The sequence below is a fragment of the Pseudomonas sp. GW821-FHT10B02 genome, from assembly GCF_059415665.1.
Window position 1 is genome coordinate 16,856 of sequence record NZ_JBWKNR010000015.1, and the last position, 15,126, is coordinate 31,981.

General features: G+C 60.8%; 16 protein-coding genes. 5 read left to right on the forward strand and 11 right to left on the reverse strand.

The genetic code is table 11. The features are described 5' to 3' along the window. Positions 1–165 precede the first annotated feature (165 nt). The 3 genes from AC07OF_RS21275 (at position 166) to AC07OF_RS21285 (ending at position 4,671) form a co-directional block, all read left to right on the forward strand. Positions 166–2,211: a hypothetical protein gene (locus tag AC07OF_RS21275; RefSeq protein ID WP_157193466.1), complete on the forward strand. Its 2,046-nt coding sequence runs from the start codon at positions 166–168 to the stop codon at positions 2,209–2,211. Positions 2,212–2,369: 158 nt separating this feature from the next. Then, positions 2,370–3,098, forward strand: coding sequence for a hypothetical protein (locus AC07OF_RS21280; RefSeq protein ID WP_157193467.1), 729 nt, complete (start codon positions 2,370–2,372; stop codon positions 3,096–3,098). A gap of 133 nt (positions 3,099–3,231) precedes the next feature. Continuing rightward, positions 3,232–4,671: an immunoglobulin-like domain-containing protein gene (locus tag AC07OF_RS21285; RefSeq protein ID WP_157193468.1), complete on the forward strand. Its 1,440-nt coding sequence runs from the start codon at positions 3,232–3,234 to the stop codon at positions 4,669–4,671. 42 nt (positions 4,672–4,713) lie between these two features. Here the strand turns inward: AC07OF_RS21285 and AC07OF_RS21290 are convergent, their stop codons facing one another. Genes AC07OF_RS21290 through ccmA form a run of 11 tightly spaced genes read right to left on the reverse strand, consistent with a single transcriptional unit; the run spans position 4,714 to position 13,050 of the window. After that, a complete protein-coding gene (locus AC07OF_RS21290; RefSeq protein ID WP_157193469.1) occupies positions 4,714–5,646 on the reverse strand; it encodes a 2-hydroxyacid dehydrogenase in 933 nt (310 codons plus the stop codon). Between the two features lie 45 nt (positions 5,647–5,691). Beyond that, positions 5,692–6,108, reverse strand: coding sequence for a superantigen-like protein SSL4 (locus tag AC07OF_RS21295; protein ID WP_157193470.1), 417 nt, complete (start codon positions 6,106–6,108; stop codon positions 5,692–5,694). 10 nt (positions 6,109–6,118) lie between these two features. Then, a complete protein-coding gene (gene ccmI, locus AC07OF_RS21300) occupies positions 6,119–7,324 on the reverse strand; it encodes a c-type cytochrome biogenesis protein CcmI (protein ID WP_157193471.1) in 1,206 nt (401 codons plus the stop codon). Further along, positions 7,317–7,793 carry a cytochrome c-type biogenesis protein gene (locus tag AC07OF_RS21305; RefSeq protein WP_157193472.1) on the reverse strand — a complete coding sequence of 159 codons (477 nt, stop codon included), beginning with the start codon at positions 7,791–7,793 and terminating at the stop codon, positions 7,317–7,319. Before AC07OF_RS21305 ends, ccmI begins: the two co-directional genes overlap by 8 nt. Next, positions 7,790–8,326 carry a DsbE family thiol:disulfide interchange protein gene (locus AC07OF_RS21310; RefSeq protein ID WP_038613304.1) on the reverse strand — a complete coding sequence of 179 codons (537 nt, stop codon included), beginning with the start codon at positions 8,324–8,326 and terminating at the stop codon, positions 7,790–7,792. Before AC07OF_RS21310 ends, AC07OF_RS21305 begins: the two co-directional genes overlap by 4 nt. Then, complete coding sequence (locus AC07OF_RS21315) at positions 8,323–10,296, reverse strand: heme lyase CcmF/NrfE family subunit (protein ID WP_198325438.1); 1,974 nt, start codon at positions 10,294–10,296, stop codon at positions 8,323–8,325. The genes AC07OF_RS21310 and AC07OF_RS21315 overlap by 4 nt, the downstream gene beginning before the upstream one ends. 11 nt (positions 10,297–10,307) lie before the next feature. After that, positions 10,308–10,763: a cytochrome c maturation protein CcmE gene (gene ccmE, locus AC07OF_RS21320; protein ID WP_038613308.1), complete on the reverse strand. Its 456-nt coding sequence runs from the start codon at positions 10,761–10,763 to the stop codon at positions 10,308–10,310. Continuing rightward, positions 10,760–10,936 (reverse strand): heme exporter protein CcmD, encoded by a 177-nt coding sequence (gene ccmD / locus AC07OF_RS21325; RefSeq protein WP_157193474.1) that lies wholly within the window; start codon positions 10,934–10,936, stop codon positions 10,760–10,762. The genes ccmE and ccmD overlap by 4 nt, the downstream gene beginning before the upstream one ends. Next, positions 10,933–11,709, reverse strand: coding sequence for a heme ABC transporter permease (locus tag AC07OF_RS21330; RefSeq protein ID WP_157193475.1), 777 nt, complete (start codon positions 11,707–11,709; stop codon positions 10,933–10,935). Before AC07OF_RS21330 ends, ccmD begins: the two co-directional genes overlap by 4 nt. Before the next feature lie 43 nt (positions 11,710–11,752). Further along, positions 11,753–12,421 carry a heme exporter protein CcmB gene (gene ccmB / locus AC07OF_RS21335; protein WP_038616869.1) on the reverse strand — a complete coding sequence of 223 codons (669 nt, stop codon included), beginning with the start codon at positions 12,419–12,421 and terminating at the stop codon, positions 11,753–11,755. Further along, a complete protein-coding gene (ccmA, locus tag AC07OF_RS21340; RefSeq protein ID WP_038613313.1) occupies positions 12,418–13,050 on the reverse strand; it encodes a cytochrome c biogenesis heme-transporting ATPase CcmA in 633 nt (210 codons plus the stop codon). Before ccmA ends, ccmB begins: the two co-directional genes overlap by 4 nt. A gap of 163 nt (positions 13,051–13,213) precedes the next feature. On the opposite strand from ccmA, the gene fliK reads away from it, so the two are divergent. Together fliK and AC07OF_RS21350 are read left to right on the forward strand one after the other, a co-directional pair. Then, a complete protein-coding gene (fliK, locus tag AC07OF_RS21345) occupies positions 13,214–14,782 on the forward strand; it encodes a flagellar hook-length control protein FliK (RefSeq protein WP_157193476.1) in 1,569 nt (522 codons plus the stop codon). Then, entirely contained in the window at positions 14,779–15,108 is a 330-nt protein-coding gene (locus tag AC07OF_RS21350; protein WP_157193477.1) for an EscU/YscU/HrcU family type III secretion system export apparatus switch protein, read from the forward strand. The genes fliK and AC07OF_RS21350 overlap by 4 nt, the downstream gene beginning before the upstream one ends. Positions 15,109–15,126 lie beyond the last annotated feature (18 nt).

The window sequence follows — 15,126 nt, forward strand, 5'->3', positions numbered from 1 at the left end:
CTCGACTGCGCAACATCAGTGCAACCTAGCATTTTTGTCAGGTTACAGAAGCGCTCGAGTCGTTAATCATACCCCTGGCGATTCGAACAGACTCAAAGCAAGCGCCGCCATTTTAAACAGGACTGTGTTGTTTCCATCCCGCACTACTTGCCATTGGAAAAAATCATGTCGAAAAATAACTCACGCGCCACCCCCCTTTCACCCAGTACACCTTCGATCAACTCTATTGCGTCTATTACGAAGAACCGCTGCAGTTGCCTGCACCCTGCCTATCAGGCAACTGTCACCAGAAAGGACGACAGAAAGCTCCCCACCAACCCACTGGTCTTCCCCCCTTCAGCCCTGGCCCCAGCGCCGGCGCCCCCGGCCCTCGCTGACAACCTGCTGTTGGCGAGCGTCAGCAATGACGATCTCACGCTGACGTTTGTCGTCAACGACAACCTTAACCCCAGGGATGTGGCGATACTCGTCATCGATGGCGTGGAGGTTGGTGACGCAGTCGCAATTGGTGATACCGCCCCCGGCGCAAACTTCAACATTGTCCTGAAAGCCAGCGACCGCGTTGAAGGTGCCCACCAGATCAGCTACCGGATTTACTACTACCCGGGTGCAGGGGAAGACGATGGCCCAAGCATCCCCTTCAGAGTCGACCTCACTCCAGCGGGCCAACCTTTCCTGGCAGAGTTGACAGTAGATCCAGCGATCAGGGAAAAGGGACTGACGGCCGATAAGCTCCTGGGCCCAGACGGAGCGCAATACATGCTCAGTTTGGTGGCAAGCTATAAAAACCCAGAGCTTGGCGACATCATCCAAGGCTTTATCAACAACAAACCGGCACCCAATAGTTTTACTGTAGTCACCAATCCTGATTTTACCCTGAATGTAGAGCTGCGCTTCACCCGTGAAGACATTGAAGAGCCAGGCGATGGTACGCAGGAGTACAGCTATCAAATCACAGACCGCGCTGGTAACGTCTCGCTGATGTCCCTCCCGCTCACACTCAGCGTCCTCCTGGAAGGGGAACTGACTGATCTGCTCCCCCCTGAAGTACCCGCCAATGCTGATGACGGCATTATCAGCGAATTCGATGCTCGCGGCCCGGCGCTTGTGATCATTCCCGGCAATATGAGGCTGATGCCGGGTGACACTGTCATGGTCGACTGGGGAGGCATCAGGTTCACAGAAGTGGCCATTCCAGTGGGCGGGGTGACAATACAGGCGCCCTATGCGGCACTCTATGACGCCTGGAAAGCCGTGACCGGTGGCGCCAACAGGGTTGCCGACATTGATGTGCGCTACTACATCCTCCGTAATGGCCTGTCTGCCGGACAATCACCCGCTACACCAGTAAGAATCAACCTGTTCCAGGCTGGTGGCGATCCTGATCCGGAGGTCCCTGTCCACCCGAATTTGAGAGAAGCTACACTGATCGCTAACAGTGGCGCCGAGAACGCTATCATTGGCGAAGATTACTTTGAAAATGCATCAATCAGGGTGTCATGGTTTTCCAGGAACGACCCGGCCGCAGCCGTATTCCTGCTGGACGACATACTGAATGTGAAGTACGGAGCGACCGATCTCGCGCCATACACGATCACCGCTACAGATGTAGCCAACCAGAGGGATCTGGTACGTGTATTGACAGCTGCACAGATCGCTGAAGAGCTTTCAGGCACCAAGGTTCTGCAGTACACCATCACCCGCAAAGTTGCTGGCGACATTGAAAACACGTCCTTTGCGCCTGGGCAAAATGTCCAGGTCGTAGGCAACGACCTGTTGCCTGGCCAAGGCCATCTTGAAGTAGGTCGCTTCTATCCATTGAACCGCTTCGATGCCATTGGACCACAGCAGATCAAGGATGGCGTCACATTCGAAACGCCATACTATGAAAACAAATCGCTTGGCGACCGCATTACCATCAGTATCGTCCAGGTGCTAGGCATTCCACACACGCCGAATGACCCGCCTATCGAGGGGTCACGTATTGAAATGAGTAGTATTGTCGGCGGGAACGATGTGGGCGGCGTAACCAGTTTCACTCTGCCACGCGACAAACTCTCGTTCCCGGTCGCGGTTTGCCACGCCGATGTAATTTGGACAGCGACAAATAGCCATGGGCCCGCCAACAACATAGAAACCACAGTCATCATCGACAGTCGCGGCACTGTCAAAACTGTCAACAGTGAGGGGGACAAGGAAAACAAGGAATAACCCCCCATCTACTGAGCGGTAACCGGGGCGTCCCAAGGACGCCCCGGCTTTCTAATTAGCAGAATTGACCACAACGCAACCGCATCAACTTTAAGCTATCACCATTACCCAGCACACCTGACTACCAAGGTATCTGCCACATCACCTAGAGGTGAATCATGGGAAACATCGAGATGACAAAACTGGCGTGGTCTGCGCCACGCCTGAGAGAGGCATCAGAAGACACAAGTAATCCATCAGGCCAATATCTGACAATTGACAGAATATATGGCATCAGCGGCGAAACGCTCATTTGTGATGTTTCCATTTCAAGTGGCATGGAGGCCGGCGACATCGTTCGGGTACGAGGTCAATACGGTGGTGTCATCTATGATGCGCCTACATTCAGGTTAGCTTCGCCCCCCCGCAACTTTACGATACCCTTCCCAAAGTTCATGCTTTACGGCAGCTCGGGTGCTTCACTAAACCTGAACTTTGCCTTACGCAGGCAGGGTGCTGGTGACTGGCTGATTTCCCAAAGCCGTTTAATCCGTATCCAGGCGCAACCTCTAGAACCACAAGCCCCCGTCCTGCCTCGTGGCAGCAGGAGACTGGTGATCCAGTACACTGGCATGGCGTCCGGGCATACAGTACGTGCCCGACTGTACTCATCCGCTACCCAGTTTACTGATACCGCGGAAGTAACAGTCAGTGGCGGAACAGCCTATATCGATATTCCTTACTCATGGTTCGTAGCCAATAGCGGTAGAACCGTCTGGATAAACTACGCGGTAAACAGGCGTGGCGATACCCGACGAATATTTTCCCGCCTGCTCTACATTGAACGACTAGAAGTCCCGTCCCTGTGGCGCTGGCTATCTAAAAAATTAGCGTATTTTTTTAGATAACTTATCACTGAACTTTACAGCTCAATTTTCTTACTTCTGATCCGATAAGCATACCGCCAACCCAAACATCTGGCCCTCACGCGAACAAGAGGACCGGGCACTCACACGCCCATGAAACTACAAGGAACGTAACATGAGAAAGTACCTGCTCCTGATGCTTTCAGTATTTCTGGCCTCGTGTACAACAACACCGGAACCGCCGCCTCCAACAGCCCCGCCAGCCAGCCGGTCAGTTCTAACCATTATCGATGGTCCCGCAACAGCAGCAGCATTGAACACGCGCTACCAGGACACCCGGCAAAATTGTGGGTCCGCCAGTACACCCGCATTTTTATGCAGCGGGGTTATTGTTCGGGTGACAACTTATTCACCCGACTATGATTCCTGGGACCCCAGTGACACCGCCATCGCAAAGAAAGGCCTGTCCTTCTCCTATCTGCGCAAAGACAGCAAATTCTCTCGCATGCCATGGGGAGGGGAAAATGGATTCCTCCTCTATCCCATCTTCAGTGCTCCGCCAGACAAGATGGACCCAGACGTACTCTGCAACTACCCCATTGATGGCCATACCGACGACCGAGATGAAAAGTGTGGCAGCTTTGCCATTAACCCGACCAGCCGTCCTTGTGAGCTTCAGGGCATCACCACTGCTGCCCAATGGCTGAGCCTTTACCAACAGCAAGCTGGCAGCAACCGACATCTTTGTGCTTTTAATGTTCGCGACGATACGAATCACCTTGCCGGACCTGCCTTCTATGCAAGCCTGGTTGCCAAAAGCCAAGGCGCCCCCACCGATCAACGGTTTACCCAACACAACGAATTGGTCCTTGGGGTATGGGCGAAAGGTCTGGCCAGGACACTCCCCATCCAGGCGTTTTTCTACACAACCGCTGCCGGACTGGCGAGTGCTAAAAAGGACAGGGCTAATTTTCTGCAACAAACCCAGGTCACCCTCCCCCTGATAAAAATCACCTTACCGACAAGCCAAGCGCAGGAGGCCTCATTCCAATACATTGAAAGCGACAACGCAGAGTCTGGCTTTGAGTTTGATACCTCGACGGCGAGTCTGGCTGGCAGGACCTACATTCTCCCCGGCTACCCCAACGTACTCCCCACTTACAATTCGGGTAACGCCCTCACTCGCCAGGCCAGTGGAGGTCAGCCGCCCTACGCTTATACAAGCGCCAACAGCGCTATCGCGGCGGTGGATAACAATGGTTGGGTAACCGCGCGTGGAAATGGTTCGACCCAGATAACGGCGACTGACTCAACGGGACAATCAAAAAGCTTCACCGTCAATGTATCGAACGTCGTACAGGCCCATGGCTTCGGAAATTCGACATGGAACCAGGCATCGAGCACGGTGGCCGCATCAGGCGCTCGCTTACCCAGCATGGCCGAATTGGCCGAGCTGGAAGTCAGCTACGGCAGCAGATGGCCCATGGGTCTTCACCATTACTGGAGCACGGAGTCATGCGGGCTGAACCAACGCAGGTCACGTTACATCCATAATGGTGGCCACTACTGCTATCGCCAAACTGGACAATACGCCAATGTCGTTGGCTTTAAATAAACCCTCTCGAGAGTGGCCTGAACAGTACACGCACATACCACACTAGACCGGCGTCAACACCGGCTCACCGGCAAAGTACGCCTGCAGGTTGCGTAGCACCAAGGCCACGGTGTCTTGCGCAGCTTGCGGCGACTGACCGGCGACGTGGGGGGTAAGCACAGTGTTGCCCAAGGCTTTGAAGGCGTCCGGGACCTTGGGTTCGTCGTCGAATACATCCAGTGCGGCACCGGCGATGCGGCCCTGCTGCAGCGCCCGAGCCAGCGCATCGGTATCGACCACACTGGCGCGGGCGATATTGACCAGGTAACCCTCACGACCCAAGGCATCAAGCACCTGCGCATCCACCAGGTGCTGGGTGCCAGCCCCGCCCGGGGTCGCGACCACCAGGATATCCACAGCTTCAGCCAACTGCAGCGGGCTGCCGCAATAGGTGTAGGGCACACCGTCACGCGGGTTGCGGCTGTGATAGCTGACGCTCATGTCGAACCCTTGCGCCGCCCGTTTGGCAATCGCCAGACCGACCGCACCAAGGCCGATGATGCCCATGCGCTTGCCCGACACCGACGGGCTGATCACCCGGTTCCATTCACCGCGACGGGTACTGGCGTCGGCGCGGGGGATGTCGCGCAGCAGCGCAAGCAGCATGGCCATGGCGTGGTCGGCGACTGCCGTGGCGTTGGCGCCGGCACCGTTGGTCACGGTGATGCCACGGGCGGCGGCGGCGGCCAGATCGACCTGCTCATAACCGGCGCCAATCACGCAGATGATTTTCAGATTCGGCAATACCGCGATTTCATCGGCGGTCAAGCCCAATGGCCCGCGAGTCAGCACTGCGTCGATTTCGTTGGCGTGGTGAGTGATGGCCTCGGCGCGCCGTTGTGGCGTTTGCGCGCGGATCAGGCGATAACCCGCCTGTTCCAGCAACGGCAGGTAATCGTCAACGGTTTCCACCAGTACCAGGACTGTCTTGCTCATGCCACCCTCCGGCTCAATGCGAGGGGGCATTATGCGCAGCTTGGGCTATTGCGCGAAAGCCCGGCCCAGACCGCCTGGCACACCGCTGCTGTCGGTTTCCTGCCAGGGGCCGTTGAGGTTGGTCGACCAGCTCCAGCCGTTGTTCCAGCGATAGTAGGTACGCTGGCGGTAGAAGGTGTTGGTCTGGCCTTCGAGCACGTATACGCCCAGGCGCGGATCCCAGTGGCTGGCACCACCGGGTGGCGGTGCGAAGCTGGCAGAAGTGCGCGGCATGGGTTTGGGCGCCGGGGTGCTTACCGCCGGTTTGCTCGGCACCGTGCTCGGGCGCGGCGCCGGCTTGGTGCCTGGCCCCGGCGGCAGGCTTTCGATCGGTGGCGCCGTCGGTTCGGAGGGCTGATGAACAGTACACGCGCTCAGGCCCACGGCCAGGGAAAGAAGGGCAAGGCGTGCGATGCTGTTCATAGTGATTCTCTTACTGGTCCGGGCTGTCGATGGTCAGGTGCTGCGCGGCAGTGGTGCTGCTGGCCAGCGGGCTGCTGTGACCGATCCACTCGCCCTGGGTCGGCTTGCCAGCACGCGAGACGCGCGCAACCAGTTGGACTTCAGGAAAGCTCGACAGTTTCATGCTCGGCATCATCGCATCGCTGTCGCTCAGTTCCACTTCGATCGGCAACTGCGCCACGGTCACGCGCTTGGCCGCCAGCGGCATGGGCGGGCCGGAGCTGGCGCGAGCGAAGATGAACACCGTGTCGTCAGGCTTGACCTTATCTTTGAGCGCTGGCGCCAGTTCTACCCGCACTTTCAAGCGGGCACCCGCTGCAGCCACTGCCGGCGCAGACGCGACCTTGCCTTCGCCCGCCTTGAGTTTTTCCTGGGCGCGTTCGATACCGCCCTGCAGCGCAGCCCGAGAGGCATCGCCCTCAGGCAGTTGCACCAACAGACGGTTCCAGTAGTCGATGGCTTGCTGGTAAAGCTCGCCCTCGAAGGCCGCGATACCCAGCAGTCCCAGGCTGGTGACCTCGTTAGGGTCGGCCTTGAGTGCCTCGTCGGTCAGCGACTGCAGCTGCGCAGTCCACTGCTTGCCGTTGGCGAAGTACAGCGCCTGGGCCCATTGCCCGAGCAGCTCCGGCTGCCGATCAGCCAGGCCGGCGGCCCGTTCGAAGACCTTGGCGGCATCGGCTGGGCGCTCCTGGGCCATATAGGCGCGCCCGAGGAAGTACAGGCCTTCGGCCGAATCCGGTTGCGCTTCGACGGCACGCTCAAGGCGCGTGGTCATCTCTTCCATGGACTGCGGCGCCTTGGCGAACTGCTGGGTCAGCTCGACCTGCTCGCTGGCACCGAAATGCAGGTACAGACCCAGGCCCATCAGCGGCACCAAGACGGCGGCCAGCAACGGCAGCGGCTTGCCCAGACGGCCCAGGCGCTGAGGTTCGGCGTTTTCGGTGTCGGCCAACAACTCGCGGGCAGCTTCATCCCGGCCCTTGGCCAGTTGCGCCTGATCAAGCACGCCAGCCGCCTGTTGGGCAGTCAGCTCGGCAACGCGTTCCTGGTACAGGGCGACGTTCAGTGCGGTGCGGTCTTCTTCCAGTTGCGCACGACGGCCGCGCAACACCGGGATCAGCAAAAAGCTCAGGGCCACCAGCAACAGCAGGCCTGCAGCAAGCCAGAAATCAGTCATGGGTCTGTTCTTTGTCCAGCAATTTGGCGAGGCGCTCGCGCTCCTCGGGGGAAAGGTCGACAGGGCCACCAGTGCTCTGCGCCCGACGCTTGCGCACGATCAGCGCGAGCAGGCCGAAGCCGCCCACCAACAACACGCCAGGGCCGAACCACAGCAACCAGGTGCGGGCGCTCAGCTCGGGCTTGTAGCGCACGAAATCACCGTAGCGATCGACCATGAAGTCGATGATCTGCTGGTTGCTCTTGCCTTCGCCGAGCATCCGGAAGATCTCCCGGCGCAGGTCGGCGGCAATCGGCGCGTTGGAGTCGGCAATGTCCTGGTTCTGGCACTTGGGGCAGCGCAGTTCCTTGGTCAGGTCGTGATAACGCTCGCGTTCGGCGTCATCGGCGAACTGATAGGTATCGATCGCCGCCTGGGTCACCCCGGCCAGGCTCAGGCCGAGCACAGCGGCTGCTAGCCAGCGCTTCATGGTTTGGCCTCATCGACCAGGCCCTGGTACAGCGGCGCCAGCTGTTCACGCCAGACCGTAGCATCGACCACACCGACGTGCTTGTAACGGATGATGCCCTTGGCGTCGACCAGGAAGGTTTCCGGCGCGCCATAGACACCCAGGTTCAGGCCCAGGCTGCCTTGGTCGTCGCTGATATTGAGCTGATAAGGATTATGGAACTCGGCCAGCCACTTGATCGCGGCCGCGTTGTCATCCTTGTAATTGACCCCATGGATGACCACGCCCTGCTCGGCCAGCTTGTTCAGGTACGGGTGCTCGACCTTGCACGACGGGCACCAGGTGGCCCAGACGTTGACCAGCGCCGGCTTGCCGATCAGGTCGGCCTGGGTCAGGGGCTTGCCGTCCTGCACCGTTTTCAGCGCAAAGGCCGGGAACGGCTTGCCGATCATTGCCGAGGGCAGCTCGGTGGGGTCGAGGAACAGACCGCGGTAGAGAAACACCGCCACCAGCAGAAACACCGCCAGCGGCAGCACCATGATCCAACGCTTCATGCAGTTGCTCCAGACATGCCCAGTACTTCACGCACCCGGGCTTTGACCTTGACTCGATAACGCCCGTCCATGGCCGCCAGCAGGCCGCCCAGGCCGGTCAGCAGACCGCCCAGCCAGATCCAGCGCACGAAGGGTTTGACGTGTACGCGCACAGCCCAGGCGCCGTTGTCCAGCGGCTCGCCGAGGGCAACGTAGAGGTCGCGGGTGAAACCGGCGTCGATGCCGGCCTCGGTCATCATCGACTGCTGCACGGTGTACAGGCGTTTTTCCGGATGCAGCACGCTGATTTCGCGGCCGTCTTCAACGACCCGCACGGTGCCTTTGTCAGAGGTGAAGTTCGGCCCTTCGAAGTGCTTGGCGCCTTCGAAGATGAACTGGTAACCGGCCAGCTCAACCGACTCGCCCGGCGCCAGGCGCAGGTCGCGCTCGGCACTGTTGTTGCTCGACAGCACCACGCCCAGGGCACAGACCGCCAGCCCCAGGTGCGCGACGTGCATGCCCCAGTAGCTGCGATTGAGACCGCGCAGGCCTTTGAACAGCCCCTTGTGGCGGGTCTTGTCGAAGATGTCGCGCACACCGGCCAGCACGATCCACGCAGCCAGGGCGAAGGTGGTCAGCACTTGCCAGTCGAAGTCGTCGACCAGCAGGCCGCCGATCGGTGCCAGCACGGCACTGGCGATCAGCACCGGGGTCAGCATGCCCAGCAACCATTTGCTCGGCGTGTCTTTCCAGCGCACCAGCACGCCGATCGCCATCACCGCCATGAGCAAGGCCATCAGCGGGATGAACAGCGCGTCGAAGTACGGTGGACCGACCGACAGTTTGGCACCGGTCAGGGCATCGAGGATCAGCGGGTACAAGGTACCGAGGAGGATCATCGAGGCGGCGACCACCAGCACGATGTTATTGGCCAGCAGCAGCGTTTCACGCGACCACAGGGCAAAACCGACCTGGCTCTTGACCACCGGTGCGCGCAGGGCGAACAGGGTCAGCGAGCCACCGACGACAAACAACAGGAAGATCAGGATGAACACGCCGCGCTCCGGATCGGAAGCGAAGGCGTGCACCGAGGTCAGCACCCCGGAACGAACCAGGAAGGTACCGAGCAGGCTCAGCGAGAACGCGGCGATCGCCAGCAGCACGGTCCAGCTCTTGAACACACCGCGCTTTTCAGTAACCGCCAGCGAGTGAATCAGTGCGGTGCCTACCAGCCAGGGCATGAACGAGGCGTTTTCCACCGGGTCCCAGAACCACCAGCCGCCCCAGCCCAGTTCGTAGTAAGCCCACCACGAGCCGAGGGTGATACCGATACCCAGAAAGGCCCAGGCAACCAGGGTCCAGGGCCGCGACCAGCGCGCCCAGGCGGCGTCCAGACGACCACCGAGCAAGGCGGCGATAGCGAAGGCAAAGGCCACCGAGAAGCCCACATAGCCCATGTACAGCATCGGCGGGTGAACGATCAGGCCGATGTCCTGCAGCAGTGGATTGAGGTCGGCGCCGTCAGTCGGCACCTGCGGCAGCAGGCGCGTGAACGGGTTGGAGGTGACGATCAGGAACGACAGGAAGCCGACGCTGATCATGCCCATCACCGCCAGCACACGGGCCAGCATCACCTGTGGCAGTTGTCGGGAAAACACCGATACCGCGAAGGTCCAGCCGCCGAGGATCATCGCCCAGAGCAGCAAGGAGCCCTCGTGCGCGCCCCATACCGCGCTGAACTTGAAGTACCAGGGCAAGGCGCTGTTGGAGTTGTTGGCGACATAGGCGACCGAGAAATTGTCGGTCATGAACGCATGGGTCAGGCAGGCAAACGCAAACGCCAGGAAGGCGAACTGCCCCCAGGCTGCAGGCCGTGCCAGGCTCATCCACAGGCTGTCGCCGCGCCAGGCGCCAAGCAGCGGCACCGAGGCCTGTACGGCGGCAAAGCAGATCGCCAGGATCATGGCCAGCTGGCCGAGTTCGGGAATGATCAGCGCGGCGTTCATGGCTTGGCTCCCGCATCGGTGGCAACCTGACCGCTTTCCTTGAGGGCTTTGGTTACCTCTGGCGGCATGTACTTCTCGTCGTGCTTGGCCAGCACTTCATCGGCCACCACCACGCCCTCGGCATTGAGTTTGCCCAGGGCGACGATGCCCTGCCCTTCACGGAACAGGTCGGGGAGGATGCCGCGGTAAGTGATCGGCACCGACTTGTTGAAGTCGGTGACCACAAAGCGTACGTCGAGCGAGTCGCCGGAACGCTGCAACGAGCCCTTCTCAACCATGCCGCCGGCGCGAATGCGGGTATCGAGCGGGGCTTCGCCGTTGGCGATCTGGGTCGGGGTGTAGAACAGGTTGATGTTCTGCTGCAGGGCGCTCAAGGCCAGGCCTACGGCAATGCCAACCCCGGCCAGCAGGCCGAGGATGATGAACAGGCGCTTCTTGCGTTGCGGATTCACTGGTTGTTCTCCCGGCGCAGACGACGCGCCTCTTCTTGCAGGTAACGGCGCCGGGCCAGCAGCGGCGAGGCAACGTTGACGGCCAGCACCAGCAGGCAGATGCCGTAGGCCGACCAGACGTACAGGCCGTGATGGCCCATGGCGAGAAAATCACTGAAAGAGGCAAAACTCATCGTGCCATCTCCCGACCCAGGCTGCTCAATACCTCCTCCCTGACCCAACTGGTGCGCGCTTCGCGCTTGAGCACTTCAAGGCGCATGCGCAGCAACAGCACGGCACCGAAGAAGCAATAGAACCCCAGCACCGTCAGCAACAACGGCAGCCACATCTCTGCCGGCATGGCGGGCTTTTCGGTAAGGGTGAAGGTGGCGCCCTGGTGCAGGGTGTTCCACCACTCCACCGAATATTTGATGATCGGAATGTTGATCACCCCGACAATCGCCAGCACCGCGCAGGCCTTGGCCGCGCTCTCGCGATTGCTGATGGCCTGGCCCAGGGCGATGAGACCGAAATACAGGAACAGCAGGATCAGCATCGACGTCAGGCGCGCATCCCAGACCCACCAGCTGCCCCAGGTCGGCTTGCCCCAGATCGCCCCGGTGACCAGCGCCACGGCGGTCATCCAGGCGCCAATGGGCGCCGCACACTGCAAAGCGACGTCGGCAATTTTCATCTTCCACACCAGCCCGACCACCCCGGCCACGGCCAGCATCACGTAGCAGGACTGCGCCAGCATGGCGGCCGGTACGTGAATGTAGATGATGCGAAAACTGTTGCCCTGTTGATAATCCTGAGGGGCGAAGGCCAGGCCCCAGATCACGCCGATGCCGATCAACAGGATCGCGGCCACCGTCAGCCACGGCAGCATGCGCCCGCTGATGGCATAGAACCACTTGGGCGAACCCAGTTTATGAAACCACGTCCAGCTGATTACGCTGCTTTTCATCACGGTACATCCAGGGTCTTTGCTGGGCAGGGCCCAGACCTCATTATTCGCCGACGCTGATCTTCAGGCCAGCCGCTATTGCAAAGGGTGCCAGAGTTACTGCCAGGGCGGTCAGGCTACCAAGCCAAAGCAGATAACCGGTCGCCGGCATAGCTTGCAATGCCGCCTGCAAGGCGCCACTGCCCAGGATCAATACCGGGATATATAACGGCAGAATCAGTAACGCCAGCAGCAGGCCGCCACGTTTCAGACCGACTGTCAGGGCTGCACCCACAGCGCCGAGCAGGCTCAGTACCGGAGTACCGAGCAACAACGATGCCAGCAGCACCGGCAGGCAGGCCGAAGGCAAACCTAGCATCAGTGCCAGCAAGGGTGCCAACAATACCAGTGCCAGGCCGGAAAAGGCCCAGTGTGCCAGTACTTTTGCCAGTACCAGAAGAGGCAGGGGGTGCGACGAAAGGACCCACTGCTCCAGCGATCCATCCTCGAAATCACTGCGGAAAAGCCCGTCCAGCGAGAGCAGAACCGATAAAAGCGCCGCTACCCAGACCAGTCCCGGAGACAAGGTTTGCAACAATTGAGTCTCGGGACCGACTGCCAACGGGAACAGCGCAATGACAATGGCGAAGAACACCAGCGGGTTGGCCAGCTCCGCCGGACGGCGGCACAACAGACGTGCTTCACGACGCAACAACAGGACAAAGACACTCATGCGGCCCACTGCCCCAGGTTCAGTTCACGGTAACCGGACGGTTTGCGTTCCAGCGTGTGGTGGGTGGTCAGCACGACCATCCCGCCCTGCTCGCAGTGGGCCGCCAGGTGCGCCTCAAGCTGGGCCACGCCCTGCTTGTCGAGGGCGGTAAAGGGTTCGTCGAGGATCCACAACGGCGGACTGTCCAGATACAGGCGGGCCAGCGCCACCCGGCGCTGCTGGCCAGCCGACAGGGTATGACAGGGAACATCCTCGAAACCGCGCAGGCCGACCGCCTCAAGGGCTTTCCAGATCGCTTCAGGTTCGGCCGGGCGATGCAGGGCGCAGAGCCAGGCGAGGTTCTCTTCGGCGCTGAGCAGGTCTTTGATACCGGCGGCATGGCCGATCCACAGGAGGATTTTCGCCAGCTCGTGGCGCTGTTCAACCAGGGGTTTACCGTCGAGGCGAATCTGCCCGGCAGTCGGGCTCATGAGCCCGGCCAACAGGCGCAACAAGCTGGTTTTGCCACTGCCATTGGGGCCGCTGATCTGCAGCATGTCGCCTGCAGCCAGGTGCAGTTCGAGGTTTTCGAACAGCATTCGCCAGTCGCGCTCGCAGGCCAGGCCCACGGCTTCGAGATGAGGGGTCACAGTTTCGCCTTATGCTTGGGATGCCTGTCTCAAGTCGGCCCCGGCGCTGCCGTTATACTGGCAGTGCAGATACAGCCCGGCCGCTCTGATCGCGAAAGATCGGGCGGCATTATACATGTGATGTCCTACTGCAAAGAGGGCTATTTCAACAGGTTGCCAGCTGATGACAGGCGAAATTAACAACCTTGGCGCACAGATTCCTGCCGCCCCCCAGTTGCGTTCGGCGATGACCGGCGAACTGTTGCGTCTGCTGCAACCGCAACAAGCCTTGCTGGCCCCCGGAGAAACCGCCAAGGCCGAAGTGCTGGCGCTGCGTCAGGTTGGCCAGGACTTCCAGATGCTGCTCAAACTGACCCAGGACAACGGCAAGCAGACCAACGTCCAGGCCAGCAGCAACCAGCCACTGGCGCAAGGCAGCCAGCTGGCGGTGAGCCAGAGCAGCAGCTCGAACCTGACCATCAGCGTGCAACAGGCGATCGCCAGCAACGTTGCCAGCCTGACCCGTATCGATACCCGGGAAATGCCCGTCGGCACCTTGCTGCAAGGCAAGGTCCTGACCAGTCAGACGCTGCCTCAGGTGGTCGGCCAACTCGCCCAGTTCCGCTCGCTGGTGAGCCTGCTCAGCGGCCCTCAGGCAGGCGCCACCCTGACCATCGACAGCCCGCGCCCGCTGCCGGTGGGCAGCCTGCTCAGTGCCCGGGTGCAGGGCGATCAGTCGTTGACGTTCGTGCCGTTGAGCGGGCGCCAGGAGCAGCTGGCTATCACCCAGCACTTGAGCACCCAGCAGAGTCGCCAGGCGTCGCTGCAAGGCTTGCTCAGCGCCCTGCAGCAGGTGCGCGACGACAACAGCTCGTCCAGTGAATTGCGCGCCACGGTGGACAAGCTGCTGGCCAGCCTGCCGGACGTGCGCCAGCTCAGCGACGCCAAGGGTGTTGCCCAGGCCTTGAGCAACAGTGGCGTGTTCCTGGAGGCCAAGCTGGTTGCCGGCCTGCCCGCCAACCTCGCCCCCGACCTCAAGGCGCAGGTGGTGCGCCTGGTAGCCCAGCTGTTGCCGGGGTTGCCTGGTAACGCCCAGTTCAACCCGAGCGCCGCCGCCAGCACCCTGGCCCAGGTGATGCCCGGTATGGTCCGCAACGCCCTCGGCATGCTCGGCCAGGTCAGCCCGCGCCCGCAGCCCGGCGGCTTTCCCCTGCCCTCGCGGCTGCTGCAGAGCCAGGACGGCGAAGGCGACCTGGAGCACCTGCTGCGCCTGGCCGCTGCGGCAATTTCCCGCCTGCAAAGCCATCAACTGGCCAGCCTGGAACAAACCGGCACCACCGCCGATGGCAACCTGCAGACCACCTGGCAATTGGAAATCCCCCTGCGTAGCGGCCAGGATTTCCTGCCCCTGCAAGTCAAACTGCAACGCGAAGAAACCCCGGAGCAGCAAGCCGACCCTGAGCGCGAACGCCGCGACCCGCTGGAAATGCTCTGGCGCGTCGAGCTGTCCTTCGACCTGCACCCACTGGGGCCGCTACAGGTTCAGGCGCAGGTCAGCCAGGGCGCCTTGTCCAGCCAGCTGTGGGCAGAACTGCCGAGTACCGCGCAACTGATCGAAGGTCAGCTGGGTAACTTGCGCGAACGCCTGCTGGCACGCGGCCTTAACGTGACCGAACTGCATTGCCATCACGGTACCCCGCCGCAAGGCACAGGTACCCGATTGGAACAACGCTGGGTAGATGAAACCGCATGATCGATAAGAACCCTCGCCAGGCCATTGCCTTGAGCTACGACGGTCAACAGGCCCCGATCCTGAGTGCCAAAGGTGACGACGAGCTGGCCGAAGCCATTCTGGCCATTGCCCGCGAACACGAAGTACCGATCTACGAGAATGCCGAACTGGTGCGCCTGCTCGCGCGCATGGAGCTGGGCGAGCGGATTCCCGAAGCGCTGTATCTGACCATCGCCGAGATCATCGCCTTTGCCTGGCAGCTGCGCGGCAAGGTACCCGAGGGCTTCACCGACACGCCCGCGCCAGAGCGCGACATCACCCCGTCACAGCATTATCTACCACCCTGAGTACGGCACGGCGGGCAA